The following is a 23,970-nucleotide window of genomic DNA, read 5'->3' as shown; positions in this document are numbered from 1 at the left end:
TTTATCCACCAAAACAAAAGGTCTATAAGTGGATATAGTAAATTTTTATGTCATCATCAGTGTCGCGTTTCTCGGGAGCTTGGGTCACTGTGTGGGTATGTGCGGTGGTTTTATAGTTGCTTATACCGCAGCCAAGATAGATGCGAACAGAAGTAAACCTTATCAGTTTTTGTGCCATTTTTTATACAACCTCGGAAGAGTTTTTTCCTATGTTATTATAGGTGTGATATTTGGTCTTTTAGGAAGCATATTTGTTTTCAACCATATATCCATGGGGCTTTTGAACCTTGTCATAGGTATCTTTATGGTGGTCATGGGATTTTCTTTGATGGGCAAAATAAGGTTTTTAACTTCTATAGAGTCTTCTTTGGCGAACAGTTCCCTGGTTAAAAAACTGTTTTCTCTTCTTATTCACTCAAAATCACTTCCTAGCTTTTTCTTTTTAGGTATGCTAAACGGTTTTTTACCCTGCGGGCTTGTATACTTTTTTGCCGCATCGGCGGCATCTACGGGTTCACCGTTTTGGGGCGGGGTTGTTATGTTGATATTTGGGCTTTCAACCGTACCTGTACTTTTGGGACTTGGTTTTATAGTCGGATCTTTAAAAAGTAGCAGCTTTAGACAAACGATGATACAGATAGCATCTTTTGTTATCATCGGCTTTGGCATATATATGATATACAAAGGATACTGGTTCATGACTGACCCAAACGCTACTTTTCATGACTGCTGCAAAGCTAAAATGTAAAGGAGAATTTTGTTAAAACAATATATCGAAGCAATAGAAAAGAACAATATAGTCTCAAAAACCGATATAAACGGTATCATTACTTTTGCAAACGAAGAGTTTTGTAAAATTTCCAAATACTCCAAAGATGAACTCATTGGCAAAAATCATAATATAGTAAGACACCCCGATGTTCCTTCCGAAGCGTTTAAAAAGCTGTGGGATACGATACTTGCAAAAAAAACCTATAAAGCTACCGTTAAAAATATGGCAAAAGACGGAAGTACCTTTTATGTCAATACGACAGTTATACCAATACTTGATGAAAATGACAACATTATAGAATTTGTAGCTATCAGGTATGACGTAACAGAAGCCGTTATGACCGCAAAAGAGTTGGAAAAAAAAGAGAAAGAACTTGAAGGATTAAATGCAACCCTTGAAGAAAGGATTAAGAAACAGACGTTAAAACTTGAGGAACTCAACAAAAATCTGGAAATCAGAGTTCAAAAAGAGGTTAAAAAAAACAGAGAAAAAGACAGGATCATGTTTCAACAGGCCAGGTTTGCCGCAATGGGTGAAATGATAGCAAATATAGCTCATCAATGGAGACAGCCTTTGAGTGAACTTGGAATACTGCTTTTTAAGATAAAAAATGCTTTTTTAAACCATAATTCTAAAGAATTTGATAAAGATTACAGTGATTGCAAAGCGGTTATAAATGCAATGTCTAAAACTATAGATGATTTTAGGGATTTTTTCAAGCCTTCAAGAGAAAAAAGTGAATTTTTTATAGAAGATACTATCGAAGAGGCGATATTTATCATAAAAGAGACACTAAAAAGTCATAATATTAAAATAAACTTTAATAATAAACACAGTATAATATTAAATAGCCACTCAAATGAAATTTTACAGGTTATGTTAAATATTATCAATAATGCTAAAGATGTTTTGATTTCAAAAGAGCAAAAAGTCAAAAAAATTGATATAAAGATTTCCAAAACAAGTAAGTGGGTGCAAGTTACCGTATGTGATAACGGCGGTGGCATAAAAGAAGATATAATAGATAAAATCTTTGATCCATATTTTACAACAAAACACAGTAAACAAGGTACAGGAATAGGACTTTATATGAGTAAGAAAATCATAGAGGAAAATGGCGGAGCCATAAATGTTATAAATACAAAAGAGGGTGCATGTTTTATCATAAAACTTCCCCTTGGTTAGGATGAGATAATGAGTAAAAAAGATATTTGTAAAAATTTAACCTTGCTGTATGTCGAGGATGAGGATAAGATAAGAAATCTTTTAAAAAGCGCTATAGAGGATAAGTTTAAGGCAGTAATTACCGCCGGCAATGGTGATGAAGGGTTTAAAAAATATAAAAAATATCAACCTGATATCGTAGTCAGTGATATACTGATGCCCATATGTAACGGTTTGGAAATGTCAGAAAATATAAGAGCTATCTCGAAAGATGTACCAATTATACTCTTTAGTGCATTTAGCGAGAAAGAGAAGCTTTTAAGTGCCATAGACATAGGGATTGACAAATATCTTATCAAGCCTGTGGATATAGATGAGCTTCTTTCTACCATTGAAAATATAGTCAGCAAAAAGTTATCAGTTGACAATATCATAAAATTGAATGATATATATAGTTTCAATAAAACCAAACATATACTATATAAAAATGAAACCCCTGTAAAACTTACTAAAAAAGAATTAAGTTTCATATCCCTGCTAGTTGACAATCTAGGCTCTTTTGTTTCCCATGACGATTTGAAAAAGAATGTCTGGAACAACTCAAAAGTCAATGATGCGGCTGTTAGAACCTTTATAAAAAGGATAAGAACGAAGACTGACAAGGAGTTTATAGAGAATATCTCAGGATTGGGATACAAACTCAATTCCTGAAAAACTTCTTTAAACTTAAGATTGACTTATCAAAAAAAATTAACAAATATTTAACAAATTTAAGTTTATTTGTATAAAACTTATAGTACAATTGCAACGAATGTGACATTTATATGACAAAATTATAAGGAGGTATTGTATGCAAGACAGTAATGCAATAGCATACGATTATTCGATCGCTAAAGCTTATACGATTTTAGCTATCGTTTTGGGTATTGTCGGAATGACTATAGGAGTGCTTATAGCATTTCAGTTAGCTTTTCCAGATTTAAACTACCTAGGTGGAGAGTATTTGACTTTCAGTAGGCTAAGACCACTACATACTGACTCGGTAGCATTTGGGTTTACCGTAAGCGGTATTTTTGCTACTTGGTACTATGTCGGTCAAAGAGTTTTAAAAGTTTCACTTGCTGAGTCAAAATTTTTATTGAATTTGGCAAAACTTCAAGTGCTTTTATATGTACTGACTGTAGCGGCAGTTGTAGTATCTTTACTTTTAGGATATACAACTTCTAAAGAGTATGCCGAATTTGAATGGCCTATAGATATAGCTATAGTTGTCATCTGGGTTATATGGGGTATAGAGATATTCGGTCTTATTGGACTAAGAAGAGAGAGAGTTCTTTATATATCATTATGGTATTATATAGCTACTTTCTTGGGTGTCGCTATGCTTTATCTATTTAACAATATGGAAGTTCCTACATATTTCGTAGCCGGTGTGGGTAACTGGTTTCACTCAGTATCTATGTATGCCGGAAGTAATGATGCCATGGTTCAGTGGTGGTATGGACACAACGCTGTTGCATTTGTCTTTACAGTACCTATCATTGCAATGATATATTACTTTTTACCAAAAGAATCAGGTCAACCTATTTTTTCTTACAAACTTTCACTTCTTTCATTTTGGGGATTGATGTTTGTTTATCTTTGGGCAGGTGGTCACCACCTTCTTTATTCTACAGTGCCTGACTGGGTTCAAACTATGGGTTCGATCTTCTCAGTTGTTCTTATCCTTCCATCTTGGGGAAGTGCTATAAACATGCTTCTTACCATGAAGGGCGAGTGGGGACAGCTTCAGGAAAATCCACTTATCAAGTTTATGATACTTGCTTCGACTTTCTATATGTTCTCAACTTTGGAAGGTCCTATCCAAGCTATAAAATCAGTAAATGCTTTGGCTCACTTTACCGACTGGATCCCTGGACACGTTCATGATGGAACTCTAGGATGGGTTGGATTTATGATCATAGCTGCGATTTACCACATGACACCAAGAATGTTTAAAAGAGAGATATACAGTAAAAAACTTGTTGATGCACAGTTTTGGATACAAACAACAGGTATCGTTCTATACTTTACAAGTATGTGGATAGCCGGTATCACTCAAGGTATGATGTGGAGAGCAACAGATATGTATGGAAACTTGACTTACTCTTTTATAGATACCGTTAAAGTTTTACATCCATACTATACGCTAAGAGGTATAGGTGGACTATTCTATCTAATAGGTGTGTTTATGTGGGCATATAATATCTACAAAACATTTGCGGCCGGCAGAGCTTTGGAAAAAGAGCCTGCTTATAAATCGCCTATGGCATCATAAAAGGAGGTTGATATGTTTCATTGGTTAGAAAAAAATCCATTCTTTTTTGCAGTAGGTGTTTTTGTTGTCATAGCTTATGCGGGACTAGTTACAATACTTCCTGATTTTGCTAAAGAATCAAGACCGGTAGTAGGTACAAAACCTTATACACTGCTACAGCTTGCCGGAAGACAAGTGTATATAAAAGAAGATTGCAATGCCTGTCATTCACAGCTTATAAGACCGTTTAAAAGTGAGACTGATAGATACGGTATGTATAGCTTAAGCGGTGAGTATGCTTATGACAGACCATTTCTTTGGGGTTCAAAAAGAACAGGACCGGATCTTCACAGAGTCGGTAACTACAGAACGACTGACTGGCATGAAAACCATATGCTTGATCCAAAAAGCGTAGTCCCGGATAGTATCATGCCGGCATATCCTCATCTTTTTAGAAAAGTTGCTGATTTAGATACCGCTTATGCCGAAGCTTATACAGTCAAAAAAGTTTTTGGAGTACCTTACGATAAACCGGGTATGCCAAAACTTGGTAGCTTGCAAAGTGCTGAAGCACAAGCTTTAGCGGATGCTAAAAAAGTAGCGGCTGATATGAAAAACCAAAGTGTTAAAAATTTGGTAGCACAGGGCAAAGTTCCTGAGATAGTTGCACTTATAGCGTATTTGAACAGTTTAAAATAAAGGGTAACAATTGGAGATAGAAAACATAAGAGAATTGCAGGCATACGGCTATCTTTTGATGATAGTATTACTTACCATAGGGCTTTATGCATATATACATCATTTGTATAAAACTCAAAAAGAGGGCAAAAGAGACTATGAGAAGTATTCAAACCTTGCTTTGCATGATGAGATAGATTCTACTCCGGTTGAAGAACATACTAAAAATGAAAAAAATGAGGAAGGAGCAAATTAATGAAATGGTTTAGTGATAATGTAAATATACTTGCTCTGATCGGTGCTGCTGCTATCATCATATTGACTGTTTTTGTAGCAGGTAAATATATAAGACAGATGAAAACCGATAAGAGTACGGGTGAATTGACAGGTGAAGAGTGGGATGGAGTAGGCGAATATAACAATCCTATCCCAACAGGTTGGGGAATGGCGTTTGTCGGAACAATCATATGGTGGATATGGTATGCATTGGCTGGATATCCGCTATGGTCATTTTCTCAGATAGGTCAGTGGAATGAAGAAACTCAAGCTTACAATAAAGCTTTTGAGAAAAAATGGGCGAATGCAGACAAAGAGACATTGAAAAATATGGGTGAAGGTGTATTTATCAATGATTGTGCACCATGCCACGGAATTACCGGTGACGGACTTGGCGGAAAAGCTCAAAACTTTGCTCACAGATTTAGCGAAGCTCAAGTTCTTGATGTTATCAAAAGAGGTTCTGCCGCACTTGGTGATAAAAAGATTGGAGATGGCAAAGGTCAACTTGGATATCCACTTGGTGAAATGCCGGCAGGTATGGCAAGTGGAGATAGTGCAAAAGCTATAGCAGCTTATGTAGCAGGCGGATTAAAAGGTAAAGCTCCGGCAGGATTTGCAACATGTGCAGGGTGTCACGGACAAGATGGGACAGGTAACGGTGGTACCGCGCCGAATTTGAAAGCTTATGATGAAACATTGGTAAAAAATGTTATAACTCATGGTAAAAAAGGAATACTTGGTGAAATGCCTGCTATCAAAGGATTGCTGACACCTATCCAAATGAAAGCTGTAGCTGTCTATGTAGACACATTAAGACAATAGGAGTATGAAATGAGATTGAATGAAGAAAATCCTACAAGAAGATTATGTTTTAACCTAAATGGCTTAATGGGTGGCTTGATTGCAACAGTCTTACTTTTAGCAATATTGGTTGGTTTGACTATTTGGGGTATAAAGGCACAACAGACAAATGCTGAAACTTTTTATAAGATAAAAGATCCTCAAAGCATCAAGTTTAAAAGTGATGATAATGCAAAGCATTATGAGATTGTAAAGTAAGGAGGAGTTGAAATGGGAGATTTATTATATAAATTATCAGGATGGGGCTTGGTTGTTACGGCAATTATATCACTTTGGGCAGTTTTGACTCCACATCACCTGTTTTTAGGTTAAGAGTTGATAAGAAAATTTAGCAGAAGGTGGCTTTTAGCCACCTTCATCCTCATATCCATCTTTGCAAAATTAGAGGCAAATACTTCACTTGTCATATGCAATGACGGCTTGGTAAACGACAGGGCAGTAGGGGAAATAGAAAAGATAGGCAACGAAGTAAAAAATAAAACAGGCATATCTATATATCTATGTGCCAAAAAAAGTATCGATAACCAAAAGATAAAAATCTTTGAAAAAAAGCTGTCTAAAAAACTCAATAAACCTTTCATACTGCTTGCAATGGCGGCAAACGAGCAAAAAGTCGATATAATGACTTCACCTCAAACCAAAGACCTAATTGATGTAGATGATATATTGAGTCCTTTTAGCGGAACCATCATACCAATACTTACTGAAAGAAAAGGTGAAGACAAATATTCTGCGGCAATGCTTAACGGATATGCCGATATCGCTGACAGGGTTGCGGATAAAATTGGTGTCAAGTTAAGCAGTAGTGTAGGCAATACCAACAGAATCTTGATAAACATATTGAGAATCATAGTGTATGGTTCTTTTTTGTATTTTGTAATAATGTACACCAGAAAAAAAATACTAGCTAAAAAAAAGAAACAATAGTATCTTTACAATATGCTTTTTATATCACAATCAGTATAATACCAAAAATTTCTAGGGGCGAGCTATGGAAAAAAAGAAAAAAACATTTTGGCCGTACGGGATTACGATAGCTATCTTAGCTGTTGTGGTAATGGGTGCCGGTACTATCATGATAGCATTAAAGCATCCGGTACAAATGGATGAAGCATATATGAAAAAATATCAAAAAGTCGATTCGCACATAAATGAGATAAAAAAATCAGAAGAACTCTTCAAAAAACAGTATGCTGTCAAAATATCAAACGATACATTTACAATAGGCAAGAACAATCTCGATATAAGTGTACTTGACAACTATACCGGCAGACATGCGGAAAATCTTTTGATAAGTGTAAAGATAACAAGACCGGACGATGACAGATACGATATAAAATTGACTTCAAAAGAAAATGGAGACAGATATATTTTTCCAACATTCAAGATAAACAAAAAAGGACGATGGATAGTATTGGTTGACATCTCTAATGGGAAAGTAAGCGGATATTATAAAAAAGAGATAGACGTGTATTAGACTTGTTGCAAAGTTTAACCAAATAAACTTCTAATTGATACAAGCATAATAAGAAGTAATCCAATATATATAGAAAAATATCTTATATATCGTCTTATTTCAAGCATTATCGATAATATTAAGCCGCTAAGCAGTGATACAAATAAAAGTATTACTACGATAGCCATTGCAATTGTATTTTGGCTCTCTATTTGAGCTAATGGATCACGCGTTATAAGATAAATATCTATGCCCATCCAAAGCAACGAAATGCCAAGTACAACCGTAACTATTCTGATGTATAAAAGTATTTTTATTTTTGGTGATATATGTTTCATAGTGGCATTATACTACAAAATTCTCAATTTTCAATCTCCCCCAATGCCCAGTTCCAAAACGGCATGATTTCATACTCTATATTTTTATCATAAAAACGGTCTTCATTTCCAAGGCTTATGATGTAAACTTTTTTGATCCCAAGTTTCTTGAAAGCTTTTCTTCTTTTTATAATCTTGTTTTTAAGAAGAGTCGGCGGTAAAAATGGTATACCGAGAATTGCAATATTTTCATCAGGCAGATAAAAATCAATCTCGTCGGTATAGTATACATTTTTTCCTCTTTTATAAATTTCGAGGAAGATGATGTTTTCAAACCGTTTTATAAAATCTTTTTCGAAGCTAAGAGCATTTTTTAAGGTGAAATCCATAAGATATATCTTTTTAGTAGCTTTTGGGTGATTGTATTTATCTAAAAAGAGTATGACTTTTCTTCTTTTTAGATCCTCTATGTGGCTGTAAAAAATATCTTTGGAAATTTTGATATTTTTTTTAACGGTATTGAATATATTGTATAGAGATACACATTGGGCTTGAAGAGTACTCATAAGTTTTAGGATATAAAGCTGCTTTTCATCTTTGGTTATCATTTGAGCGATATTTTGTAGATAATATATCTTGTCAGTCTCAGCTAAATGAGCTATTTTTGGAAATGTACCACTGTTGGCATAAGAGTTGAAAATATTTTCAATCTTGGTATGACTTCTTTCAAAAGCGATAAACTCTTCAAAATCAAGAGGGTAAAAGTCCATATGTTTATATCCATCAATATTATGATGTTCGCATGTGGTGATGATTATCTCTTCGCATTTAGGTATTTCAAAAGAAAAATCAAAATTTTCCAAAATAAGCAATTTTATACTATTTTCATAAATGTATCTGTTTAGATTTTCTTTTAATTGTATCTTATCTACTCTCAAGTCGTTAAAATCTATATAGATATAATCTTTGCTGTTGTAATTTAGCAAATGTGAATATATAAGATATGTCATACCGCTTTTAGGTGCATAATGTATGATTGTCTTTTTGGATGTGATTTTAAACTTCCTGTCTATATAGTCTATTTTTTTCGGTTCAAAATCATATAAAATATCAAGTTGTGATAAGCCCATCGAAAACCCCAAATTTAAAATCCAGAAAATAATAGCATACTTTTCCTTATAAAAAGGAAATAAAATATAAAAATATATAGCAATACCATAGAAAATATTGACTATTTAAAGGCATTAAAGTATAATCACACTTCCAAAATAGTCGCATAAGTTGCGACAAGTTCTTTTATAAGGTTAGCCACAATGGAAAAAATACGACTTAAGCTTAAGGCTTATGATCACAGAGTATTGGACAGATCAGTCGCAGCAATCGTAGAAGCTGTCAAAAGAACAGGTGCCGAAATCATCGGTCCTATGCCTATGCCTACTAAGATAAAAAGATATACAGTTCTTAGATCTCCACACGTAAATAAAGATTCAAGAGAGCAGTTTGAGATGAGAATTCATTCAAGACTTATCGATATCGTATCAGCAACTCCTGATACTATTGATTCGTTGATGAAATTGGATCTTGCTCCTGAAGTTAATGTGGAAGTAAGAGCAATGGGTGCAAAGGGGTAAATAATGGAATATATCATACAAAAGATAGGAATGAGCAGAACTATTGGTGTTCCTAGTGTTCCAGTAACACTTTGCAAAGTAGTGGAAGCCAAAGTATGCGAAGTTAAAGATGATAACAAAGCTATAGTAGCATACAGTGATGGAAAAAAGATAAACAAAGCGATACAAGGGCAACAAAAGAAATACAATCTATCAAAAGAGTTCAATAGATTTGTTACCCTTAAAGTTTCAAACAGTGAAGCCGGAGATATAGATCTCGCTCCATTAAAAGAAGCAAAAAGAGTAAAAACTACTTTTAAAACAAAAGGTAGAGGGTTTACCGGTGTTATGAAAAGATGGAATTTTGCAGGCGGTCCCGGTGGTCATGGTTCAAGATTTCACAGAGCCCCTGGTTCTATAGGAAACTGTGAGTGGCCAGGTCGTGTTCAAAAAGGCAGAAAAATGCCTGGACAGTATGGAAATACTCAAGTTACTGTAAAGAACGAAGTTATAGAGTTTGACGAAGAGAACGGTATCCTTGTTTTAAAAGGTGCTATAAGCGGATCAAACGGAAGAGTTGGTAAGATAAGGATAATTAAATGAGTAAAGCCATTGTGTTAAATGATAAATTGGAAAGAGCAGATGAGCTTGAACTACCGAAAAGTTTTGCGGAAGTCAGCTCGAACAATCTGTACCTTTATGTTAAGTCTTATTTGGCAAGCCTAAGGGCAAATACCGCTGTTACCAAAGGAAAAGGTGAAGTAAGAGGCGGTGGAAAGAAACCTTGGAGCCAAAAAGGAAGAGGTGGTGCCAGAGCCGGATCAAACAGAAGTCCTATATGGGTAGGCGGTGGTGTAGCACACGGTCCTAAAAACAATAGAAACTACTTTCAAAAAGTCAATAAAAAACAAAAAAGACTTGCTTTGGAGTATGCTTTGGAAGAAAAAGCTCAAAACGGAGCACTTTTTGTAGTTGAGTCAGTTAGTGTTGAATCAGGCAAAACTAAAGATGCGGCAAATATACTTAAAACTTTAAATGTTAGAGATGCTCTTGTAGTAAAAGAGTTGATCGATGAAAAAAGTTTTTATGCATTTAGAAATTTAAGCAATGCTTATTTGGTTGAGCCAAATGAGTTGAATGCTTATATCGTAACAGCGTTTCATTCTCTAGTGATAGAAAAAGCTGTTTTAGAAAATTTGATAAAAGAGGGCTAATCGATGGCAGATATAACAGATATAAAAGCGATACTATATACTGAAAAAAGTTTGGGCCTTCAAGAAGACGGAGTTGTTGTTATACAAACAAGTCCTAAAATGACAAAAAATTCACTGAAAGAAGTTTTGAAAAATTACTTTGGATTTGTTCCTTTGAAAGTAAATTCTATGAGAGTTAACGGTAAAGTGAAAAGATTTAGAGGTCTTGAAGGAAAAAGAGCAGATTATAAAAAATTCTATGTAAAGCTACCTGAAGGTGCTGCCATAGAAAGTATGGAGGTATAAGATGGCGATTAAAACTTACAATCCATATACTCCAAGTCGTAGATATATGACAGGACTAGACAGTAGCGATATAACTTCAAAGCCAAGTGTTCCAAAGCTACTAAAGAGATTGAAGCCGGGTACCGGTAGAAACAATAACGGAAGGATAACTTCCAGACATAAAGAAGCAGGTGTTAAAAAACTATATAGAATTATAGATTTCAAAAGAAGAAAATTTGGAATTCCCGGAACCGTAGCTTCTATAGAGTATGACCCGTACAGAAACTGTAGAATTGCACTTATAAACTATAAAGACGGCGATAAAAGATATATTCTTCAGCCTTCAGGCTTAAAAGTCGGTGATGAAGTTCAAGCAGCTGAAAGCGGTTTGGATATCAAGCCCGGAAATGCAATGAAACTAAAAAATATCCCAGTCGGTACTATCATACACAATATCGAACTTAAAATCGGTAAAGGTGGCCAGATAGCAAGAAGTGCCGGAGGATATGCTCAGCTTATGGGTAAGGAAGACAAGTATGTTATCCTAAGACTTCCCAGTGGCGAAATGAGACAAGTTCTTAGTGAATGTATGGCAACAGTGGGTGTTGTCGGTAATGAAGATTGGGCAAATGTCGTTATTGGAAAAGCCGGAAGGAACAGACATAGAGGCATAAGACCTCAAACAAGAGGTAGTGCTATGAACCCTATCGATCACCCTCATGGTGGTGGTGAAGGTAAAACAAACTCCGGTCGTCACCCTGTTACTCCTTGGGGTAAACCAACAAAAGGTTTCAAAACAAGGAAGAAAAAAGCCAGCGATAAGCTCATAATTTCTAGAAGAAAAGGAAAATAGATGGCAAGAAGTCTAAAAAAAGGTCCTTTTGTCGATGATCATTTGATGAAAAAAGTACTAAAATCAAAAGAAACAAAAGATACTAAACCTATAAAAACATGGTCAAGAAGAAGTACGATTACCCCTGATATGATGGGTTTAACCATAAATGTACACAATGGCAGAAACTTCGTGCCTGTGTATATCACTGAAAATCATATCGGCTATAAACTTGGTGAGTTTGCTCCAACTAGAACTTTTAAAGGCCACAAAGGCTCAGTTCAGAAAAAGATCGGGAAGTAAGGTGTAAATGATGGGAAAATCAACATTAAAATTTATAAGATTATCACCTACGAAGGCTAGATTGATAGCTAGAGAGATTCAAGGAATGAATGCCGAACTTGCTCTTGCAAGTTTGGAGTTTATGCCAAACAAAGCTGCAAGAGTCATATCTAAAGTTGTTGCAAGTGCAGTTGCTAACGGTGGCTTTGAGCCTGAGGAAGTTATCATAAAATCTTGCAGGGTTGACAGAGGCCCGGTTCTTAAGAGATTTAGACCAAGAGCAAGAGGTAGAGCAACTCCAATAAGAAAACCCACTTCTCATGTATTTGTAGAAGTAGCACAAGCAAATAAGAAGGATAAGTAGTATGGGACAAAAAGTAAATCCTATCGGACTAAGATTAGGGATCAATAGAAATTGGGATTCAAGATGGTTTCCGGGAAGTAATCTTTCTAACAATATAGGTGAAGATTACAAGATAAGAAAATTTCTTAAAAAAGAGTTGTACTATGCAGGTATATCTCAAATCATTATAGAAAGAACCGCTAAAAAACTAAGAGTTACAGTAGTAGCAGCAAGACCCGGTATCATCATCGGTAAAAAAGGTGCTGATATAGAAAAACTCAAAAACAAACTGGTTAAACTTATCGGTAAAGATGTAAACGTAAACATCCAGGAAGTCAGAAGAAGCGCAAGCGATGCTCAACTTGCGGCTGAAAATGTAGCAATGCAGCTAGAAAGAAGGGTTGCATTTAGAAGAGCTATGAAAAAAGTCATGCAAAATGCTTTAAAATCAGGCGCAAAAGGTATCAAGGTTCAAGTTGCCGGAAGACTTGGCGGAGCTGAAATGGCAAGAACCGAATGGTATCTTGAAGGAAGAGTTCCTTTGCATACTTTAAGAGCCAAGATCGAATACGGTTTTGCCGAAGCTCAAACTGCATACGGTATCATAGGCGTAAAAGTCTGGATATTTAAAGGTGAAGTTCTTACAAAAGGAATCGCTCCTGAGCCAAAAGAGAAACCAAGAAGAGACAATCGAAGAAAAAGAAGAGGTAACTAGCCATGTTAATGCCAAAAAGAACAAAATACAGAAAACAACAAAAAGGTAGAAACAGAGGAAAGTCGTACAGAGGAAGTTCCATAGCATTCGGTGAAATCGCTCTAAAAGCGGTAGAAGCCGGAAGGATCAACTCCAGACAGATCGAAGCTGCCAGGATAGCGATGACAAGAAAAGTAAACAGAATGGCTAAAAGCTGGATCAGAGTTTTCCCAGATAAGCCTATAACAAGCAAGCCTCTTGAAGTAAGAATGGGTAAAGGTAAAGGTGCAGTTGATCAATGGGTTATGAACATAAAACCAGGCAGAATCATATTTGAAATGGCCGGAGTAAATGAAGATTTGGCAAGAGCCGCTTTAACCCTGGCAATGCATAAATTACCGTTTAAAACAAAAATAGTTACTAGGGATGGCGAAAATGAAATATTCTGATTTGAAAGATAAAAGTCTAAAAGAATTGAATGATATGTTAAAAGAGAAAAAGGTGCTGATTTTTAAGCTTAAAGCAAAGCTTAAAACTATGCAGCTAACAAATCCAAATGAGATAAAAGAAGCAAAGCGTGATATCGCAAGAATAAATACTGCGATCACAGCTCTTCAAAATAACAATAAGTAAGGTTCGGAAAATGGCTTCTTTAAAAAGAGTAATACAAGGTGTAGTAGTAAGTAAAGCTGGAGACAAAACAGCTACTGTTATGGTTGAAAGAAGAGTTATGCATCCAAGATATAGAAAGTTTGTCAAGAGATTTAAAAAATACTTGGTGCATGATGAGAACAATCAAGCAACTGTCGGCGATATAGTAAGCGCGATAGAGTGCAGACCGATAAGCAAGAAAAAAGCTTATAGACTAAAAAGTATCGAAGGTGTTGATATGAACATCAAAAAAGTAGATACTGAAGTTGTAGGAGAGTAGATATGATCCAGAGCTTTACTAGATTGAAGATCGCTGACAACAGCGGAGCAAAAGAGATAATGTGCATAAAAGTTCTTGGCGGTAGCAAAAGAAGATATGCGACTTTGGGTGATGTTATAGTTGCATCAGTTAAAAAAGCCATACCAAACGGCAAGGTTAAAAAAGGTCAAGTTGTAAAAGCTGTCATAGTAAGAACCAAAAAAGAGGTTCAAAGAGAAAATGGATCTTTGATAAGATTTGACGAAAATGCAGCTGTTATACTAGATACGAAAAAAGAGCCTATCGGTACAAGGATATTTGGTCCGGTTGGCAGAGAGATAAGATATGCAAACTTCATGAAGATAGTTTCACTTGCACCGGAGGTACTGTAATGGCTGTAAAATTTAAAATCAAAAAAGGCGACAAGGTAAAAGTTATCGCCGGGGATGACAAAGGTAAAGTTGCTGAAGTTTTACAGGTTTTACCAAAGACTTCACAAGTTATAGTATCCGGATGTAAGGTAGTTAAAAAGGCTGTAAAACCAAGTGAAAAAAATCAAAACGGCGGTTTTGTCAGTGTTGAAAAGCCTATACATATATCAAATGTACAAAAAGTTGAGGATTAGTAGATGGATAGATTGAAAAAAAGATACAACGAAGAGATAAAACCGGCTCTTGCAAAAGAGTTGGATATAAAAAATCCTATGCTAATACCTGCTGTTGAAAAAGTTATCATCAGTGTGGGTGCGGGTGAATTTGCAAAAGATGCTAAAATCTTGCAAAATATCCAAGACACCATCTCTTTGATAGCCGGTCAACATGCGGTTGTCACAGTCGCTAAAAAATCAGTTGCCGGATTTAAAGTAAGAGAGGGTTATCCAGTAGGAGTAAAAGTCACTCTTAGAAAAGATAGAATGTACACCTTTCTTGATAAGCTTATCTCTATAGCACTTCCAAGAGTTAAAGACTTTAGAGGTCTTAGCGTAAGCGGATTTGACGGTAGAGGAAACTATAACTTCGGACTTGATGAACAGTTGATATTCCCTGAGATCGAGTATGATTTCATACTTAGAACTCATGGTATGAATATAACTATAGTAACAACCGCGACTGAAGATAAAAGTGCTTTTAAACTATTGGAACTCATAGGAATTCCATTTGCAAAAGGAAGAAAATAATGGCTAAGAAATCAATGATAGCAAAAAATGCAAGAAAACCAAAATTTAGCGTAAGAGCTTATACAAGATGTCAAATCTGCGGAAGACCTCATTCGGTTTACAAAGATTTTGGTATTTGCAGAGTTTGTCTTAGAAAAATGGCTAACGAAGGGTTGATACCCGGACTTAAAAAAGCTAGTTGGTAAGGATTATAAATGATAAATGATATGGTATCTGATGCATTGACCAGGATAAGAAATGCTTCTATGAGAGGTTTAGAGAGTACAACTTTGCTTCATTCAAATTTGGTTGAAGCAGTACTTAGAATCTTTAAGGATAAAGGCTATATAGAAGATTATAGCGTTAAAGAAGAGAATGTTAAAAAATTCATAAATGTTACACTAAAGTATGATGAAAACGGAAAAAGTGTGATAACTGAAGTAAAGAAAATCTCAAAACCGGGAAGAAGAGTTTATAAACCTTCAAACGAGATCAAGAAATTCAAAAACGGATATGGAACAACTGTTGTAAGTACATCAAAAGGTGTGTTAAGCAACGATGAAGCGTATAAAATTGGAGTTGGTGGCGAAGTGCTTTGCAGCATTTGGTAACCTTTGTTTATGGCATTCAAGTCTTATAGGCTTGTAGACAAATAAAAAAAGGAAAGATATGTCAAGAATAGGTAAATTACCTGTAGATATTCCAGCCGGCGTAGAAGTAAGCATGGATGGAAGCAAGATCATTTTTAAAAAAGGTAGTGTTCAAAAAGAGTTGGATACTAAAGATAATGTTATAGTAAAAATCGAAAATAACCAAATCGTTTTTTCACCTAAGGGTGAAGACAGACAAAGCAAAGCTTTTTGGGGAACATACAGATCAATATCTTCTAATATCATTACCGGTATAACAACCGGCTTTGAGAAAAAACTTGAAATCAACGGCGTTGGTTATAGAGCAGCGGTAAAAGGTAACACTTTAGAATTGTTGCTTGGTTTTTCTCATCCGATAAATTACGATATCCCAAAAGATATAACAGTTAGTGTAGAAAAAAATCTTGTTACTATAAAAGGTGACGATAAACAACTAGTAGGTCAAGTAGCAGCTGATATAAGAAGTTTCAGACCACCAGAGCCATATAAAGGCAAAGGTGTTAAATATGTTGATGAAACTATTATTAGAAAAGCCGGAAAAACCGGTAAATAATAAAAGGTAGAAAAATGAGAGAAAAATTATTAAAACAAAAAAATGCCTTAAGAATTAAAAGAAAAAGAAGAATCAGAGGCAAGATCAGCGGTACTTCAGCAAAGCCTAGAATTTCAATTTTTAAATCAAACAGACATCTTTATGCTCAGGCAATCGATGATGTAAACGGTGTAACACTATGTGCGGTAGACGGTAAAAAACTAGGACTAAAAGCAAATAGCCAAAGTGCCAAAGAGATAGGAAAAGCTTTTGCCGAAACTTTGAAAGAAAGTAAAATAGAGACAGCCGTATTCGATAGAAACGGTTATCAGTACAATGGTGTTATAGTCGCATTTGCAGATGCCCTTAGAGATAACGGCATTAAGTTGTAAAAAAGAGGAACTAATGGAAAAATATAATAGAGAAGAGTTTGAAGAAGTAATTGTTAACATAGGTAGAGTTGCCAAGGTTGTCAAAGGTGGTAGAAGATTCAGATTTACCGCTTTGGTCGTTATCGGAGATAAAAAAGGTCATGTCGGATATGGTTTTGGAAAAGCGAAGGAAGTTCCCGATGCTATAAAAAAAGCCGTTGATGATGCTTTTAAAAATATCATAAACGTTAAGATCAAAGGCTCAACTATATCTCACGATATCGAAGTGAAGTTTAATTCAAGTAGAATGCTTTTAAAACCTGCTAGTGAAGGTACGGGTATCATAGCCGGTGGCGCGACAAGACCCGTTGTGGAACTTGCAGGCATAAAAGATATACTTACTAAATCACTTGGATCAAATAATGCTGGAAATGTTGTAAGAGCGACCATCAAAGCTCTTAGCATGCTAAAATAAAGGATAACACTATGGCATTACATAATTTAGAAAAAGCTGATAATTCTACTTTTAAAAAGAAAAGAGTAGGTAGAGGTCAAGGAAGCGGCATGGGTAAGACTGCTTCAAGAGGTGCAAACGGTCAAAAAAGTAGAACCGGATACAGTAGAAAAAGAGGTTTCGAGGGTGGACAACAGCCACTTCAAAGAAGACTTCCAAAAGTCGGTTTTACAACCAAGATTGTCAAGCCTTATGTTATCAATATAAAGAAATTGACTAAAATCGCCGAGTTGGATGAGATCACTCTTGAAAACATAAAGAAGATACATAAGATTCAAAACAGTGTAACAAAAGTTAAACTCATAGGCGAAGGTGCAAGTGAACTGGCTTCAAAGATAAAAGATGACAGGGTTATAACAAGTAGAAGAAACGGTTAAATAGTGAGTGGTGAGTGGTTAGTGGTAAATGTTTTCAAGCTTTACTCGAAAGTTCTTTTTACTCATTCACCCATTCACTCATTCACCCATTCACTCATCAAGGAGAATAAATGAGTAAGGAATTGACAAATAAAATCTTGATAACTTTGGGATTTTTATTTGCATATAGAATTTTGGCTTACGTTCCGGTACCTGGAGTAAATATAGACATAGTAAAAGAATTTTTCAATACCAACAGCAACAATGCTCTTGGAATGTTCAATATGTTCAGTGGAAAAGCAGCTCAAAGACTGAGTATCATATCACTTGGAATTATGCCGTATATTACCGCATCTATCATATTTGAACTTTTGGCAGCCACTTTTCCGGCTCTTGGAAAAATGAAAAAAGAGAGAGACGGAATGGAAAAGTATATGCAAATCATCAGATATGCAACCGTCGCCATAACCCTTATACAGGCTGTAGGAGTTTCCATAGGACTTCAAAGTTTAACCGGACGTGGTGGAGAGAGTGCCATCATGATAGATATGGGTACTTTTATACCGATTGCGGCTATTTCGATGCTAACCGGTACTATGCTTTTGATGTGGATAGGTGAGCAAATTACACAAAGAGGCGTGGGTAACGGTATCAGTCTTATCATTTTTGCAGGGATTGTATCTGGAATTCCAACTGCCATAGGCGGTACTATAAACCTAGTAAATACCGGTGAACTTAACTTTTTGGTTGTTATAGCTATACTTGCTATCATAATCGTAACAGTTGGATTTATCATATATGTCGAACTTGGCGAGAGAAGAGTTCCTGTATCATATTCTAGAAAAATTATGATGGAAAATCAAAACAAAAGAGTAATGAATTATATCCCTATCAAGCTAAACCTAAGTGGTGTTATACCACCTATCTTTGCTTCTGCGATTCTAATGTTTCCTTCAACTCTTTTGCAGGCAAGTACAAACAAATATATCATAATGGTAAAAGACTTTTTAAGTCCTAACAGCTTCTTTTTCAATACATTGATGTTCCTATTTGTTGTGTTCTTTGCATATTTTTATGCATCGATCGCATTTAACTCAAAAGATATATCAGAAAACTTGAAAAGACAGGGTGGTTTCATACCCGGAGTAAGACCAGGAAATTCAACTGCGATGTTTTTGAACGAAGTAGCAAGCAGATTGACGTTTTGGGGAGCGTTGTATTTGGCACTCATATCAACACTACCTTGGATGCTTGTAAAATTTATGGGAGTTCCGTTTTATTTTGGAGGAACTGCGGTATTGATCGTTGTTCAAGTTGCACTTGATACTATGAGAAAGATAGAAGCTCAGATATACATGAACAAATACGAAACACTCAGTGCGGTAGGACTTTAATGGCCATACCGTTAAAAAAACCTGAAGAGATTGAAAAAATGAGAGCGGCTAATCAAATAGTCGCTCGTACACTTAATTACTTACAGGGCTTAGTGAAACCCGGAATGACACTCCTTGAGATAAACAAACTCGGTGAAGAATATATCTACAATTTTCAAGGTGCGAAACCTGCTTTTAAAGGACTTTACGGATTTCCCGCGGGAGTTTGCACTTCGCTAAATGAAGTCATCATACATGGGATTCCTGATGGCACAGTCATAAAAGAAGGTGACATTTTGGGTTTGGATATCGGCGTGGAGCTTGAAGGGTATTTTGGCGATGCCGCTATCACGATGGGTGTGGGTGAGATATCAAAAAGTAATCAAGATTTGATAAAATGCTCATATGATACATTGATGTATGCTATCGATATCATAAAATCCGGCATGAGATTTAAAGAATTAAGTAGCAAGATAGAGGATTTTATCATTTCACGTGGATATGTTCCTTTAAGAGGTTTTTGTGGCCACGGCATAGGTAAAAAACCTCATGAAGAGCCTGAGATACCAAACTATCTTGAAGGTAGTAATCCAAAAGCCGGACCGAAGATAAAAAATGGAATGGTTTTCTGTCTTGAGCCGATGATTTGCCAAAAAAGTCCAAATCCGAAAATTTTGAGTGACAAATGGTCAGTAGTAAGTGAAGATGGGCTTTACGGTTCGCATTATGAGCATTGCGTGGGAATCATAAACAATAAAGCAGAGATACTGAGTAAGGTTTGAGGATTTTAGAATCCAGAGTGACAAGTTTGTGCCAAGGGCACTCTGCCGAAGAGCTGTTTGCGGACTTGTTCGCAAGCAGGATATCACAAAGAGCGACAAGCGTCGCGAGGGCACTCTGCCGAAGAGCTGTTTGCGGACTTGTTCGCAAGCAGGATATCACAAAGAGCGACAAGCGTCGCGAGGGCACTCTGCCGAAGAGCTGTTTGCGGACTTGTTCGCAAGCAGGATATCAAAATAAAAAGGAGGTTTGATGGCTAAAGATGATGTTATAGAAATCGACGGTAAAGTCGTAGAAGCACTGCCGAACGCTACTTTTCAAGTGGAGCTTGACAATGGGCACCAAGTGCTTTGTCACATTGCCGGTAAGATGAGAATGCATTATATAAAAATAATGCCGGGAGATAAAGTCAAGGTTGAATTGACACCTTACAGTCTTGATAAAGGTCGTATAACTTATAGATATAAGTAACTTTTTATCAAAATTAAGGTATAATTCATCCCTTTTTGAAACTGTATGAAGAATAACTAAAAAAGCACCACTATTTTTTTAGTTATTGGTTTATGTAAATTCCATAAACCTAAAACAGTTCATTGTTAGTGGAATTAAAACAAGGAGCTTAAGGTGAAAGTTAGACCAAGTGTTAAAAAGATGTGCGCAAAATGCAAAATCATCAAAAGAAGAGGGGCGGTCAGAGTGATCTGCGTTAACCCTAAACATAAACAGAGACAAGGATAATTGCGATGGCAAGAATTGCTGGTGTAGATTTACCAATGAAAAAAAGAGTAGAGTATGCATTGACATATATCTATGGAATAGGACTTAAAACATCAAGAGATATCTTAAATGCCACAGGTATTTCATATGACAAAAGAGTCAATGAATTAAGTGAAGATGAAGCTGCAGCTATAAGACAAGAGATCCAAAAAAACTATACAGTTGAGGGTGATCTTAGAAAACAAGTAGCTATGGATATAAAAGCATTGATGGATTTGGGAAATTACAGAGGTTTAAGACACAGAAGAGGTTTGCCTGTTCGTGGCCAGAAAACTAAAACAAACGCAAGAACCAGAAAAGGCAGAAAAAAGACTGTCGGTTCAGCTGCTAAGTAATGAGGTAGAAAAATGGCAAAAAGAAAAGTAACTAGAAAAAAAGTTGTAAAGAAAAATATAGCAAAAGGTATAGTTTATATCTCTGCAACATTCAACAATACCGTTATTACAGTAACAGACGAGATGGGAAATGTCATAGCCTGGAGCAGTGCGGGAAGTCTTGGTTTTAAAGGAAGCAAAAAATCAACCCCTTATGCTGCACAACAAGCAGTAGAAGATGCTCTAAACAAAGCCCAAGAGCATGGTATAAAAGAAGTAGGCATAAAAGTGCAAGGACCAGGAAGCGGTAGAGAAACTGCAGTAAAAAGCGTAGGTGCTCATGAAGGCGTAAGAGTAACTTTCTTTAAAGATATAACGCCTTTACCACACAACGGCTGCAGACCACCAAAAAGAAGACGAGTGTAAAACCGTAAAGAAAAACGACATCTGCTTGTCGTTTTTTAGGTTTTACTGTGAGCTTTCATGTGTAAGCCCTAAAATTAAGGATTTTAGTGGCGAACACGAAAGTGAACTGTAACATTGAAGAAAATCATATCGAGTGAAACGAGGTAGATTTTCGGTTATTTCAACAAACTTGAAAAAAGCTTTATAGCGAAGTTGAAAAAAAGCTCAACTTCAATATAAGTTGAAATAGACACAAAGTTAAAAAACAAAAATACTAAAAGCTTTAAGCCCCTAAGCTTTTAGCTTACATACAAGGCTATTGTAGGAGAATTTAAAATGGCAAGATATAGAGGACCAGTTGAAAAATTAGAAAGAAGACTAGGAGCTAGTTTGGCACTTAAAGGCGAGAGAAGACTTGCCGGTAAAAGTGCTATCGATAAAAGACCTTATGCTCCCGGTCAACACGGACAAAGAAGATCAAAGGTTAGCGAATACGGCTTACAACTAAGAGAAAAACAAAAAGCAAAATTTATGTACGGAGTAAATGAAAAACAGTTCAGAAGACTTTTTTCAGATGCAAACAGAGCCCAGGGTAATACCGGTGAAAATCTTATACAACTTCTTGAGAGAAGACTTGATAATGTAGTATATAGAATGGGATTTGCAAGTACGAGAAGATTTGCAAGACAACTTGTTACTCACGGACATATACTAGTTGACGGTAAAAAAGTGGATATACCATCTTATAGAGTAAAACCCGGACAAAAAGTGGAAGTCAGAGAAAAATCAAGAAATAATCCACAAATCGTAAGAGCTATAGAGCTTACAGCACAAACCGGCATAGTTCCATGGGTTGATGTAGATAAAGATAAAGTTTTTGGTATATTTACCAGAATTCCAGAAAGAGAAGAGGTTGTTATCCCTGTAGAAGAGAGATATATAGTCGAATTGTACTCCAAATAATAAAGAGGCTTGATATGAATAAAATAAAAGTAACACCATATATGCCAACTGAATTGGAAGTAAAGAAAATTGATGAGAATGTAGCGGAAGTTCAGGCATATCCTTTTGAGAACGGATATGCCATAACATTAGCTCATCCTCTTAGACGACTTTTGTTTTCAAGCAGTGTAGGGTATGCTCCCATAGGTCTTAAGATCGAAGGGGTTACACATGAGTTTGACAGTATAAGAGGAATGCTAGAAGATGTAGCATTTTTTATCATAAATCTAAAAAATATCAGATTTAAGATCAACGATGAGGATACGAACAGAGTAGTAGTGAACTATACTTTTACAGGACCAAAAGAGTTAAAAGGAAGTGATCTGCAAAATAGTGATATAAGTGTTGTAAACCAGGACAGTTATCTTGCAACTCTAAACGAAGATGCAGAGCTTAACTTTTCTATCATTATTGAAAAGGGTATAGGTTACGTAGCAAGTGAAGATGTAAGAGATGAGTTGGATCCCGGATATATTGCACTCGATGCATTTTTTACTCCGGTTAGAAGAGCTGTATACGATATAGAGAAAGTTTTGGTTGAGGACAACCCGAATTATGAGAAAATCGTTTTTACTATCGAGACTGACGGACAGATAGATCCGGTAGATGCTTTCAAAAACTCTATAATGGCTATGAATGAGCAGCTTAGTGTTTTTAACAAGATCATGGATAGTGACTTTCAAACAGGAGCCAGTACTGTAGAAAACAGTTCGGAGATATCAAAACTATTGCAAAGTATCGATACATTGAAACTAAGTGTAAGAAGTTCAAACTGTCTTGAAAGAGCCGGCTTGAAGTATATCGGAGAGCTAGCTATAATGAGCGAAGGTGAACTTAAAGCCATAAAAAATCTTGGTAAAAAATCTCTTGAAGAAATCATAGAGAAAATGAAAGAGATAGATTTTCCGGTAGGTATGGAGCTTGATGAAGATACCTTACAATTACTCAGTAAAAAAATAGAAGAGTTAAAATCAAAAGAAGAAGAGGAATAAAAAATGAGGCATAAGCACGGATATAGAAAACTAGGAAGAACAAGTTCTCATAGAGCCGCATTACTTAAAAATCTCAGTATTGCACTTATAAATAGCGGTAAAATTGAAACTACCGTAGAAAAAGCTAAAGAGCTTAGAAGATATTTTGAAAAATTGTTGACAACTGCCAAAAAAGGTGATTCAAATGCTCATAGAGCAGTTTTTGCTTCTTTGCAAGATAAAGAGTCAACAAAAAAACTTGTCAATGAAATAGCACCAAAATATGCTGAGAGAAACGGCGGATATACAAGAATCATAAAAACAAGAATGAGAAGAGGCGATGCCGCGCCTATGGCTTTTATAGAACTAGTTTAGTACTTCACATATATAGCAGGGAGACTTCTTTCTCCCTGTGCTTTCCTCTGTATAGATAAAATTTAATCAATTTTTAAACGAATATATTGTTAAATATCGCTATAATAGCATATAAATAATATAAGGATACAAAATGATACCTTTTAGTGATGAAGAATTGAAACCGGTTGTAGAAAAATCTTTGGAGAAAGTAGCGCCCATGCTAGCACTTGATGGTGGAGGGATGAAGCTTTTGGATGTAAAAAACGGAAAAGTTTTCGTCCAACTTCAGGGAGCTTGCGTAGGTTGTAGTGCGAGTAATCAAACAGTCAAGTATGGCATAGAAAGACAGCTAAGGATGGATATACACCCTGAGATAGAAGTCATAAATATAGCTCCCGGAATGGAAGATATGATAGAAGAATTGGCAAAAGGATAAAAAA

Annotated in this window: 41 protein-coding genes; 40 read left to right on the top strand and 1 reads right to left on the bottom strand. The window is 35.8% G+C overall.

Going from position 1 to position 23,970, the window contains the following annotated elements; genetic code table 11:
• Nucleotides 1-28: 28 nt before the first annotated feature.
• The 10 genes from ACZ47B_RS07445 to ACZ47B_RS07400 all read left to right on the top strand — a co-directional run bounded on the left by ACZ47B_RS07445 (nt 29) and on the right by ACZ47B_RS07400 (nt 7,527).
• A complete protein-coding gene (locus tag ACZ47B_RS07445; RefSeq protein ID WP_464893915.1) occupies nt 29-748 on the top strand; it encodes a sulfite exporter TauE/SafE family protein in 720 nt (239 codons plus the stop codon).
• Between the two features lie 9 nt (nt 749-757).
• Nucleotides 758-1,957: a PAS domain-containing sensor histidine kinase gene (locus ACZ47B_RS07440; RefSeq protein ID WP_464893914.1), complete on the top strand. Its 1,200-nt coding sequence runs from the start codon at nt 758-760 to the stop codon at nt 1,955-1,957.
• 9 nt (nt 1,958-1,966) lie between these two features.
• Nucleotides 1,967-2,647, top strand: coding sequence for a response regulator transcription factor (locus tag ACZ47B_RS07435; protein ID WP_464893913.1), 681 nt, complete (start codon nt 1,967-1,969; stop codon nt 2,645-2,647).
• A 139-nt stretch (nt 2,648-2,786) separates the two neighbouring features.
• Nucleotides 2,787-4,253 carry a cytochrome-c oxidase, cbb3-type subunit I gene (gene ccoN / locus ACZ47B_RS07430; protein WP_464893912.1) on the top strand — a complete coding sequence of 489 codons (1,467 nt, stop codon included), beginning with the start codon at nt 2,787-2,789 and terminating at the stop codon, nt 4,251-4,253.
• A 12-nt stretch (nt 4,254-4,265) separates the two neighbouring features.
• Nucleotides 4,266-4,931, top strand: a complete 666-nt coding sequence (gene ccoO / locus ACZ47B_RS07425) for a cytochrome-c oxidase, cbb3-type subunit II (protein WP_464893911.1) — start codon at nt 4,266-4,268, stop codon at nt 4,929-4,931.
• Nucleotides 4,932-4,941: 10 nt separating this feature from the next.
• Nucleotides 4,942-5,166, top strand: coding sequence for a cytochrome c oxidase, cbb3-type, CcoQ subunit (locus ACZ47B_RS07420; protein ID WP_464893910.1), 225 nt, complete (start codon nt 4,942-4,944; stop codon nt 5,164-5,166).
• The gene (locus tag ACZ47B_RS07415; RefSeq protein WP_464893909.1) at nt 5,166-6,011 is read left to right on the top strand and encodes a cbb3-type cytochrome c oxidase N-terminal domain-containing protein; all 846 of its coding nucleotides are present in this window, start codon (nt 5,166-5,168) and stop codon (nt 6,009-6,011) included. Before ACZ47B_RS07420 ends, ACZ47B_RS07415 begins: the two co-directional genes overlap by 1 nt.
• Before the next feature lie 9 nt (nt 6,012-6,020).
• Complete coding sequence (locus ACZ47B_RS07410; RefSeq protein WP_464893908.1) at nt 6,021-6,248, top strand: DUF4006 family protein; 228 nt, start codon at nt 6,021-6,023, stop codon at nt 6,246-6,248.
• 117 nt (nt 6,249-6,365) lie between these two features.
• Nucleotides 6,366-6,977 (top strand): hypothetical protein, encoded by a 612-nt coding sequence (locus tag ACZ47B_RS07405; protein WP_464893907.1) that lies wholly within the window; start codon nt 6,366-6,368, stop codon nt 6,975-6,977.
• 64 nt (nt 6,978-7,041) lie between these two features.
• Complete coding sequence (locus ACZ47B_RS07400) at nt 7,042-7,527, top strand: FixH family protein (RefSeq protein ID WP_464893906.1); 486 nt, start codon at nt 7,042-7,044, stop codon at nt 7,525-7,527.
• 340 nt (nt 7,528-7,867) lie between these two features.
• On the opposite strand, the gene ACZ47B_RS07395 is transcribed toward ACZ47B_RS07400, so the two are convergent.
• Nucleotides 7,868-8,953 carry an ATP-binding protein gene (locus ACZ47B_RS07395; RefSeq protein ID WP_464893905.1) on the bottom strand — a complete coding sequence of 362 codons (1,086 nt, stop codon included), beginning with the start codon at nt 8,951-8,953 and terminating at the stop codon, nt 7,868-7,870.
• Between the two features lie 183 nt (nt 8,954-9,136).
• Here ACZ47B_RS07395 and rpsJ point away from each other — a divergent pair, with 183 nt between their 5' ends.
• From rpsJ to ACZ47B_RS07245, 30 genes are all read left to right on the top strand, one after another.
• Nucleotides 9,137-9,454 (top strand): 30S ribosomal protein S10, encoded by a 318-nt coding sequence (gene rpsJ, locus ACZ47B_RS07390; RefSeq protein ID WP_464893904.1) that lies wholly within the window; start codon nt 9,137-9,139, stop codon nt 9,452-9,454.
• Between the two features lie 3 nt (nt 9,455-9,457).
• Entirely contained in the window at nt 9,458-10,036 is a 579-nt protein-coding gene (gene rplC, locus ACZ47B_RS07385) for a 50S ribosomal protein L3 (RefSeq protein WP_464893903.1), read from the top strand.
• Nucleotides 10,033-10,647: a 50S ribosomal protein L4 gene (gene rplD, locus ACZ47B_RS07380; RefSeq protein ID WP_464893902.1), complete on the top strand. Its 615-nt coding sequence runs from the start codon at nt 10,033-10,035 to the stop codon at nt 10,645-10,647. The genes rplC and rplD overlap by 4 nt, the downstream gene beginning before the upstream one ends.
• Before the next feature lie 3 nt (nt 10,648-10,650).
• The gene (locus ACZ47B_RS07375) at nt 10,651-10,932 is read left to right on the top strand and encodes a 50S ribosomal protein L23 (RefSeq protein ID WP_464893901.1); all 282 of its coding nucleotides are present in this window, start codon (nt 10,651-10,653) and stop codon (nt 10,930-10,932) included.
• A gap of 1 nt (nt 10,933) precedes the next feature.
• On the top strand, nt 10,934-11,764 hold the full coding sequence (gene rplB, locus ACZ47B_RS07370) for a 50S ribosomal protein L2 (protein WP_464893900.1): 831 nt from the start codon (nt 10,934-10,936) through the stop codon (nt 11,762-11,764).
• A complete protein-coding gene (rpsS, locus tag ACZ47B_RS07365; RefSeq protein WP_464893899.1) occupies nt 11,765-12,046 on the top strand; it encodes a 30S ribosomal protein S19 in 282 nt (93 codons plus the stop codon).
• A 10-nt stretch (nt 12,047-12,056) separates the two neighbouring features.
• Nucleotides 12,057-12,389, top strand: coding sequence for a 50S ribosomal protein L22 (rplV, locus tag ACZ47B_RS07360; protein ID WP_464893898.1), 333 nt, complete (start codon nt 12,057-12,059; stop codon nt 12,387-12,389).
• 1 nt (nt 12,390) lies between these two features.
• Complete coding sequence (rpsC, locus tag ACZ47B_RS07355) at nt 12,391-13,083, top strand: 30S ribosomal protein S3 (RefSeq protein ID WP_464893897.1); 693 nt, start codon at nt 12,391-12,393, stop codon at nt 13,081-13,083.
• Between the two features lie 2 nt (nt 13,084-13,085).
• Complete coding sequence (gene rplP / locus ACZ47B_RS07350; RefSeq protein ID WP_464893896.1) at nt 13,086-13,511, top strand: 50S ribosomal protein L16; 426 nt, start codon at nt 13,086-13,088, stop codon at nt 13,509-13,511.
• Nucleotides 13,498-13,695: a 50S ribosomal protein L29 gene (gene rpmC, locus ACZ47B_RS07345; RefSeq protein ID WP_464893895.1), complete on the top strand. Its 198-nt coding sequence runs from the start codon at nt 13,498-13,500 to the stop codon at nt 13,693-13,695. Before rplP ends, rpmC begins: the two co-directional genes overlap by 14 nt.
• A 10-nt stretch (nt 13,696-13,705) precedes the next feature.
• The gene (gene rpsQ / locus ACZ47B_RS07340) at nt 13,706-13,993 is read left to right on the top strand and encodes a 30S ribosomal protein S17 (RefSeq protein ID WP_464893894.1); all 288 of its coding nucleotides are present in this window, start codon (nt 13,706-13,708) and stop codon (nt 13,991-13,993) included.
• 2 nt (nt 13,994-13,995) lie between these two features.
• The gene (gene rplN, locus ACZ47B_RS07335) at nt 13,996-14,364 is read left to right on the top strand and encodes a 50S ribosomal protein L14 (protein ID WP_464893893.1); all 369 of its coding nucleotides are present in this window, start codon (nt 13,996-13,998) and stop codon (nt 14,362-14,364) included.
• Nucleotides 14,364-14,597, top strand: a complete 234-nt coding sequence (rplX, locus tag ACZ47B_RS07330; protein ID WP_464893892.1) for a 50S ribosomal protein L24 — start codon at nt 14,364-14,366, stop codon at nt 14,595-14,597. The genes rplN and rplX overlap by 1 nt, the downstream gene beginning before the upstream one ends.
• Before the next feature lie 3 nt (nt 14,598-14,600).
• Nucleotides 14,601-15,149: a 50S ribosomal protein L5 gene (gene rplE, locus ACZ47B_RS07325; RefSeq protein ID WP_464893891.1), complete on the top strand. Its 549-nt coding sequence runs from the start codon at nt 14,601-14,603 to the stop codon at nt 15,147-15,149.
• Entirely contained in the window at nt 15,149-15,334 is a 186-nt protein-coding gene (locus tag ACZ47B_RS07320) for a type Z 30S ribosomal protein S14 (RefSeq protein ID WP_464893890.1), read from the top strand. Before rplE ends, ACZ47B_RS07320 begins: the two co-directional genes overlap by 1 nt.
• 9 nt (nt 15,335-15,343) lie before the next feature.
• Nucleotides 15,344-15,739 (top strand): 30S ribosomal protein S8, encoded by a 396-nt coding sequence (gene rpsH, locus ACZ47B_RS07315; protein WP_464893889.1) that lies wholly within the window; start codon nt 15,344-15,346, stop codon nt 15,737-15,739.
• A 58-nt stretch (nt 15,740-15,797) separates the two neighbouring features.
• Nucleotides 15,798-16,331 (top strand): 50S ribosomal protein L6, encoded by a 534-nt coding sequence (gene rplF / locus ACZ47B_RS07310; RefSeq protein ID WP_464893888.1) that lies wholly within the window; start codon nt 15,798-15,800, stop codon nt 16,329-16,331.
• 14 nt (nt 16,332-16,345) lie between these two features.
• Entirely contained in the window at nt 16,346-16,702 is a 357-nt protein-coding gene (gene rplR / locus ACZ47B_RS07305) for a 50S ribosomal protein L18 (protein ID WP_464893887.1), read from the top strand.
• A gap of 13 nt (nt 16,703-16,715) precedes the next feature.
• Entirely contained in the window at nt 16,716-17,156 is a 441-nt protein-coding gene (gene rpsE / locus ACZ47B_RS07300) for a 30S ribosomal protein S5 (protein ID WP_464893886.1), read from the top strand.
• 11 nt (nt 17,157-17,167) lie between these two features.
• On the top strand, nt 17,168-17,572 hold the full coding sequence (rplO, locus tag ACZ47B_RS07295) for a 50S ribosomal protein L15 (protein WP_464893885.1): 405 nt from the start codon (nt 17,168-17,170) through the stop codon (nt 17,570-17,572).
• A gap of 110 nt (nt 17,573-17,682) precedes the next feature.
• The gene (gene secY / locus ACZ47B_RS07290) at nt 17,683-18,945 is read left to right on the top strand and encodes a preprotein translocase subunit SecY (RefSeq protein WP_464893884.1); all 1,263 of its coding nucleotides are present in this window, start codon (nt 17,683-17,685) and stop codon (nt 18,943-18,945) included.
• A complete protein-coding gene (map, locus tag ACZ47B_RS07285) occupies nt 18,945-19,706 on the top strand; it encodes a type I methionyl aminopeptidase (RefSeq protein WP_464893883.1) in 762 nt (253 codons plus the stop codon). The genes secY and map overlap by 1 nt, the downstream gene beginning before the upstream one ends.
• A 250-nt stretch (nt 19,707-19,956) precedes the next feature.
• Nucleotides 19,957-20,175, top strand: a complete 219-nt coding sequence (gene infA / locus ACZ47B_RS07280; protein WP_464893882.1) for a translation initiation factor IF-1 — start codon at nt 19,957-19,959, stop codon at nt 20,173-20,175.
• A gap of 153 nt (nt 20,176-20,328) precedes the next feature.
• Complete coding sequence (gene rpmJ / locus ACZ47B_RS07275; RefSeq protein WP_464893881.1) at nt 20,329-20,442, top strand: 50S ribosomal protein L36; 114 nt, start codon at nt 20,329-20,331, stop codon at nt 20,440-20,442.
• 5 nt (nt 20,443-20,447) lie between these two features.
• A complete protein-coding gene (rpsM, locus tag ACZ47B_RS07270) occupies nt 20,448-20,816 on the top strand; it encodes a 30S ribosomal protein S13 (RefSeq protein WP_464893880.1) in 369 nt (122 codons plus the stop codon).
• 12 nt (nt 20,817-20,828) lie between these two features.
• Complete coding sequence (gene rpsK, locus ACZ47B_RS07265; RefSeq protein ID WP_464893879.1) at nt 20,829-21,221, top strand: 30S ribosomal protein S11; 393 nt, start codon at nt 20,829-20,831, stop codon at nt 21,219-21,221.
• A gap of 315 nt (nt 21,222-21,536) precedes the next feature.
• Complete coding sequence (rpsD, locus tag ACZ47B_RS07260; RefSeq protein ID WP_464893878.1) at nt 21,537-22,163, top strand: 30S ribosomal protein S4; 627 nt, start codon at nt 21,537-21,539, stop codon at nt 22,161-22,163.
• Nucleotides 22,164-22,177: 14 nt separating this feature from the next.
• A complete protein-coding gene (locus ACZ47B_RS07255; RefSeq protein WP_464893877.1) occupies nt 22,178-23,194 on the top strand; it encodes a DNA-directed RNA polymerase subunit alpha in 1,017 nt (338 codons plus the stop codon).
• 3 nt (nt 23,195-23,197) lie between these two features.
• A complete protein-coding gene (gene rplQ / locus ACZ47B_RS07250) occupies nt 23,198-23,548 on the top strand; it encodes a 50S ribosomal protein L17 (RefSeq protein ID WP_464893876.1) in 351 nt (116 codons plus the stop codon).
• A gap of 133 nt (nt 23,549-23,681) precedes the next feature.
• Complete coding sequence (locus ACZ47B_RS07245; protein WP_464893875.1) at nt 23,682-23,966, top strand: NifU family protein; 285 nt, start codon at nt 23,682-23,684, stop codon at nt 23,964-23,966.
• Nucleotides 23,967-23,970 lie beyond the last annotated feature (4 nt).

This window comes from Thiofractor thiocamini (genome assembly GCF_055384375.1).
The sequence above is the reverse complement of the archived record's forward strand: the minus strand, read 5'-3'. Positions and strand labels throughout refer to the sequence as shown.

Excerpts from the sequence above, each read along its gene's own strand:
- ACZ47B_RS07435 (WP_464893913.1), top strand. The coding sequence starts at position 1,967 with ATGAGTAAAAAAGATATTTGTAAAAATTTAACCTTGCTGTATGTCGAG.
- ccoN (WP_464893912.1), top strand. The coding sequence starts at position 2,787 with ATGCAAGACAGTAATGCAATAGCATACGATTATTCGATCGCTAAAGCT.
- ccoO (WP_464893911.1), top strand. The coding sequence starts at position 4,266 with ATGTTTCATTGGTTAGAAAAAAATCCATTCTTTTTTGCAGTAGGTGTT.
- ACZ47B_RS07415 (WP_464893909.1), top strand. The coding sequence starts at position 5,166 with ATGAAATGGTTTAGTGATAATGTAAATATACTTGCTCTGATCGGTGCT.
- ACZ47B_RS07410 (WP_464893908.1), top strand. The coding sequence starts at position 6,021 with ATGAGATTGAATGAAGAAAATCCTACAAGAAGATTATGTTTTAACCTA.
- ACZ47B_RS07400 (WP_464893906.1), top strand. The coding sequence starts at position 7,042 with ATGGAAAAAAAGAAAAAAACATTTTGGCCGTACGGGATTACGATAGCT.
- ACZ47B_RS07395 (WP_464893905.1), bottom strand. The coding sequence starts at position 8,953 with ATGGGCTTATCACAACTTGATATTTTATATGATTTTGAACCGAAAAAA.
- rpsJ (WP_464893904.1), top strand. The coding sequence starts at position 9,137 with ATGGAAAAAATACGACTTAAGCTTAAGGCTTATGATCACAGAGTATTG.
- rplC (WP_464893903.1), top strand. The coding sequence starts at position 9,458 with ATGGAATATATCATACAAAAGATAGGAATGAGCAGAACTATTGGTGTT.
- rplD (WP_464893902.1), top strand. The coding sequence starts at position 10,033 with ATGAGTAAAGCCATTGTGTTAAATGATAAATTGGAAAGAGCAGATGAG.
- ACZ47B_RS07375 (WP_464893901.1), top strand. The coding sequence starts at position 10,651 with ATGGCAGATATAACAGATATAAAAGCGATACTATATACTGAAAAAAGT.
- rplB (WP_464893900.1), top strand. The coding sequence starts at position 10,934 with ATGGCGATTAAAACTTACAATCCATATACTCCAAGTCGTAGATATATG.
- rpsS (WP_464893899.1), top strand. The coding sequence starts at position 11,765 with ATGGCAAGAAGTCTAAAAAAAGGTCCTTTTGTCGATGATCATTTGATG.
- rplV (WP_464893898.1), top strand. The coding sequence starts at position 12,057 with ATGGGAAAATCAACATTAAAATTTATAAGATTATCACCTACGAAGGCT.
- rpsC (WP_464893897.1), top strand. The coding sequence starts at position 12,391 with ATGGGACAAAAAGTAAATCCTATCGGACTAAGATTAGGGATCAATAGA.
- rplP (WP_464893896.1), top strand. The coding sequence starts at position 13,086 with ATGTTAATGCCAAAAAGAACAAAATACAGAAAACAACAAAAAGGTAGA.
- rpmC (WP_464893895.1), top strand. The coding sequence starts at position 13,498 with ATGAAATATTCTGATTTGAAAGATAAAAGTCTAAAAGAATTGAATGAT.
- rpsQ (WP_464893894.1), top strand. The coding sequence starts at position 13,706 with ATGGCTTCTTTAAAAAGAGTAATACAAGGTGTAGTAGTAAGTAAAGCT.
- rplN (WP_464893893.1), top strand. The coding sequence starts at position 13,996 with ATGATCCAGAGCTTTACTAGATTGAAGATCGCTGACAACAGCGGAGCA.
- rplX (WP_464893892.1), top strand. The coding sequence starts at position 14,364 with ATGGCTGTAAAATTTAAAATCAAAAAAGGCGACAAGGTAAAAGTTATC.
- rplE (WP_464893891.1), top strand. The coding sequence starts at position 14,601 with ATGGATAGATTGAAAAAAAGATACAACGAAGAGATAAAACCGGCTCTT.
- ACZ47B_RS07320 (WP_464893890.1), top strand. The coding sequence starts at position 15,149 with ATGGCTAAGAAATCAATGATAGCAAAAAATGCAAGAAAACCAAAATTT.
- rpsH (WP_464893889.1), top strand. The coding sequence starts at position 15,344 with ATGATAAATGATATGGTATCTGATGCATTGACCAGGATAAGAAATGCT.
- rplF (WP_464893888.1), top strand. The coding sequence starts at position 15,798 with ATGTCAAGAATAGGTAAATTACCTGTAGATATTCCAGCCGGCGTAGAA.
- rplR (WP_464893887.1), top strand. The coding sequence starts at position 16,346 with ATGAGAGAAAAATTATTAAAACAAAAAAATGCCTTAAGAATTAAAAGA.
- rpsE (WP_464893886.1), top strand. The coding sequence starts at position 16,716 with ATGGAAAAATATAATAGAGAAGAGTTTGAAGAAGTAATTGTTAACATA.
- rplO (WP_464893885.1), top strand. The coding sequence starts at position 17,168 with ATGGCATTACATAATTTAGAAAAAGCTGATAATTCTACTTTTAAAAAG.
- secY (WP_464893884.1), top strand. The coding sequence starts at position 17,683 with ATGAGTAAGGAATTGACAAATAAAATCTTGATAACTTTGGGATTTTTA.
- map (WP_464893883.1), top strand. The coding sequence starts at position 18,945 with ATGGCCATACCGTTAAAAAAACCTGAAGAGATTGAAAAAATGAGAGCG.
- infA (WP_464893882.1), top strand. The coding sequence starts at position 19,957 with ATGGCTAAAGATGATGTTATAGAAATCGACGGTAAAGTCGTAGAAGCA.
- rpsM (WP_464893880.1), top strand. The coding sequence starts at position 20,448 with ATGGCAAGAATTGCTGGTGTAGATTTACCAATGAAAAAAAGAGTAGAG.
- rpsK (WP_464893879.1), top strand. The coding sequence starts at position 20,829 with ATGGCAAAAAGAAAAGTAACTAGAAAAAAAGTTGTAAAGAAAAATATA.
- rpsD (WP_464893878.1), top strand. The coding sequence starts at position 21,537 with ATGGCAAGATATAGAGGACCAGTTGAAAAATTAGAAAGAAGACTAGGA.
- ACZ47B_RS07255 (WP_464893877.1), top strand. The coding sequence starts at position 22,178 with ATGAATAAAATAAAAGTAACACCATATATGCCAACTGAATTGGAAGTA.
- rplQ (WP_464893876.1), top strand. The coding sequence starts at position 23,198 with ATGAGGCATAAGCACGGATATAGAAAACTAGGAAGAACAAGTTCTCAT.
- ACZ47B_RS07245 (WP_464893875.1), top strand. The coding sequence starts at position 23,682 with ATGATACCTTTTAGTGATGAAGAATTGAAACCGGTTGTAGAAAAATCT.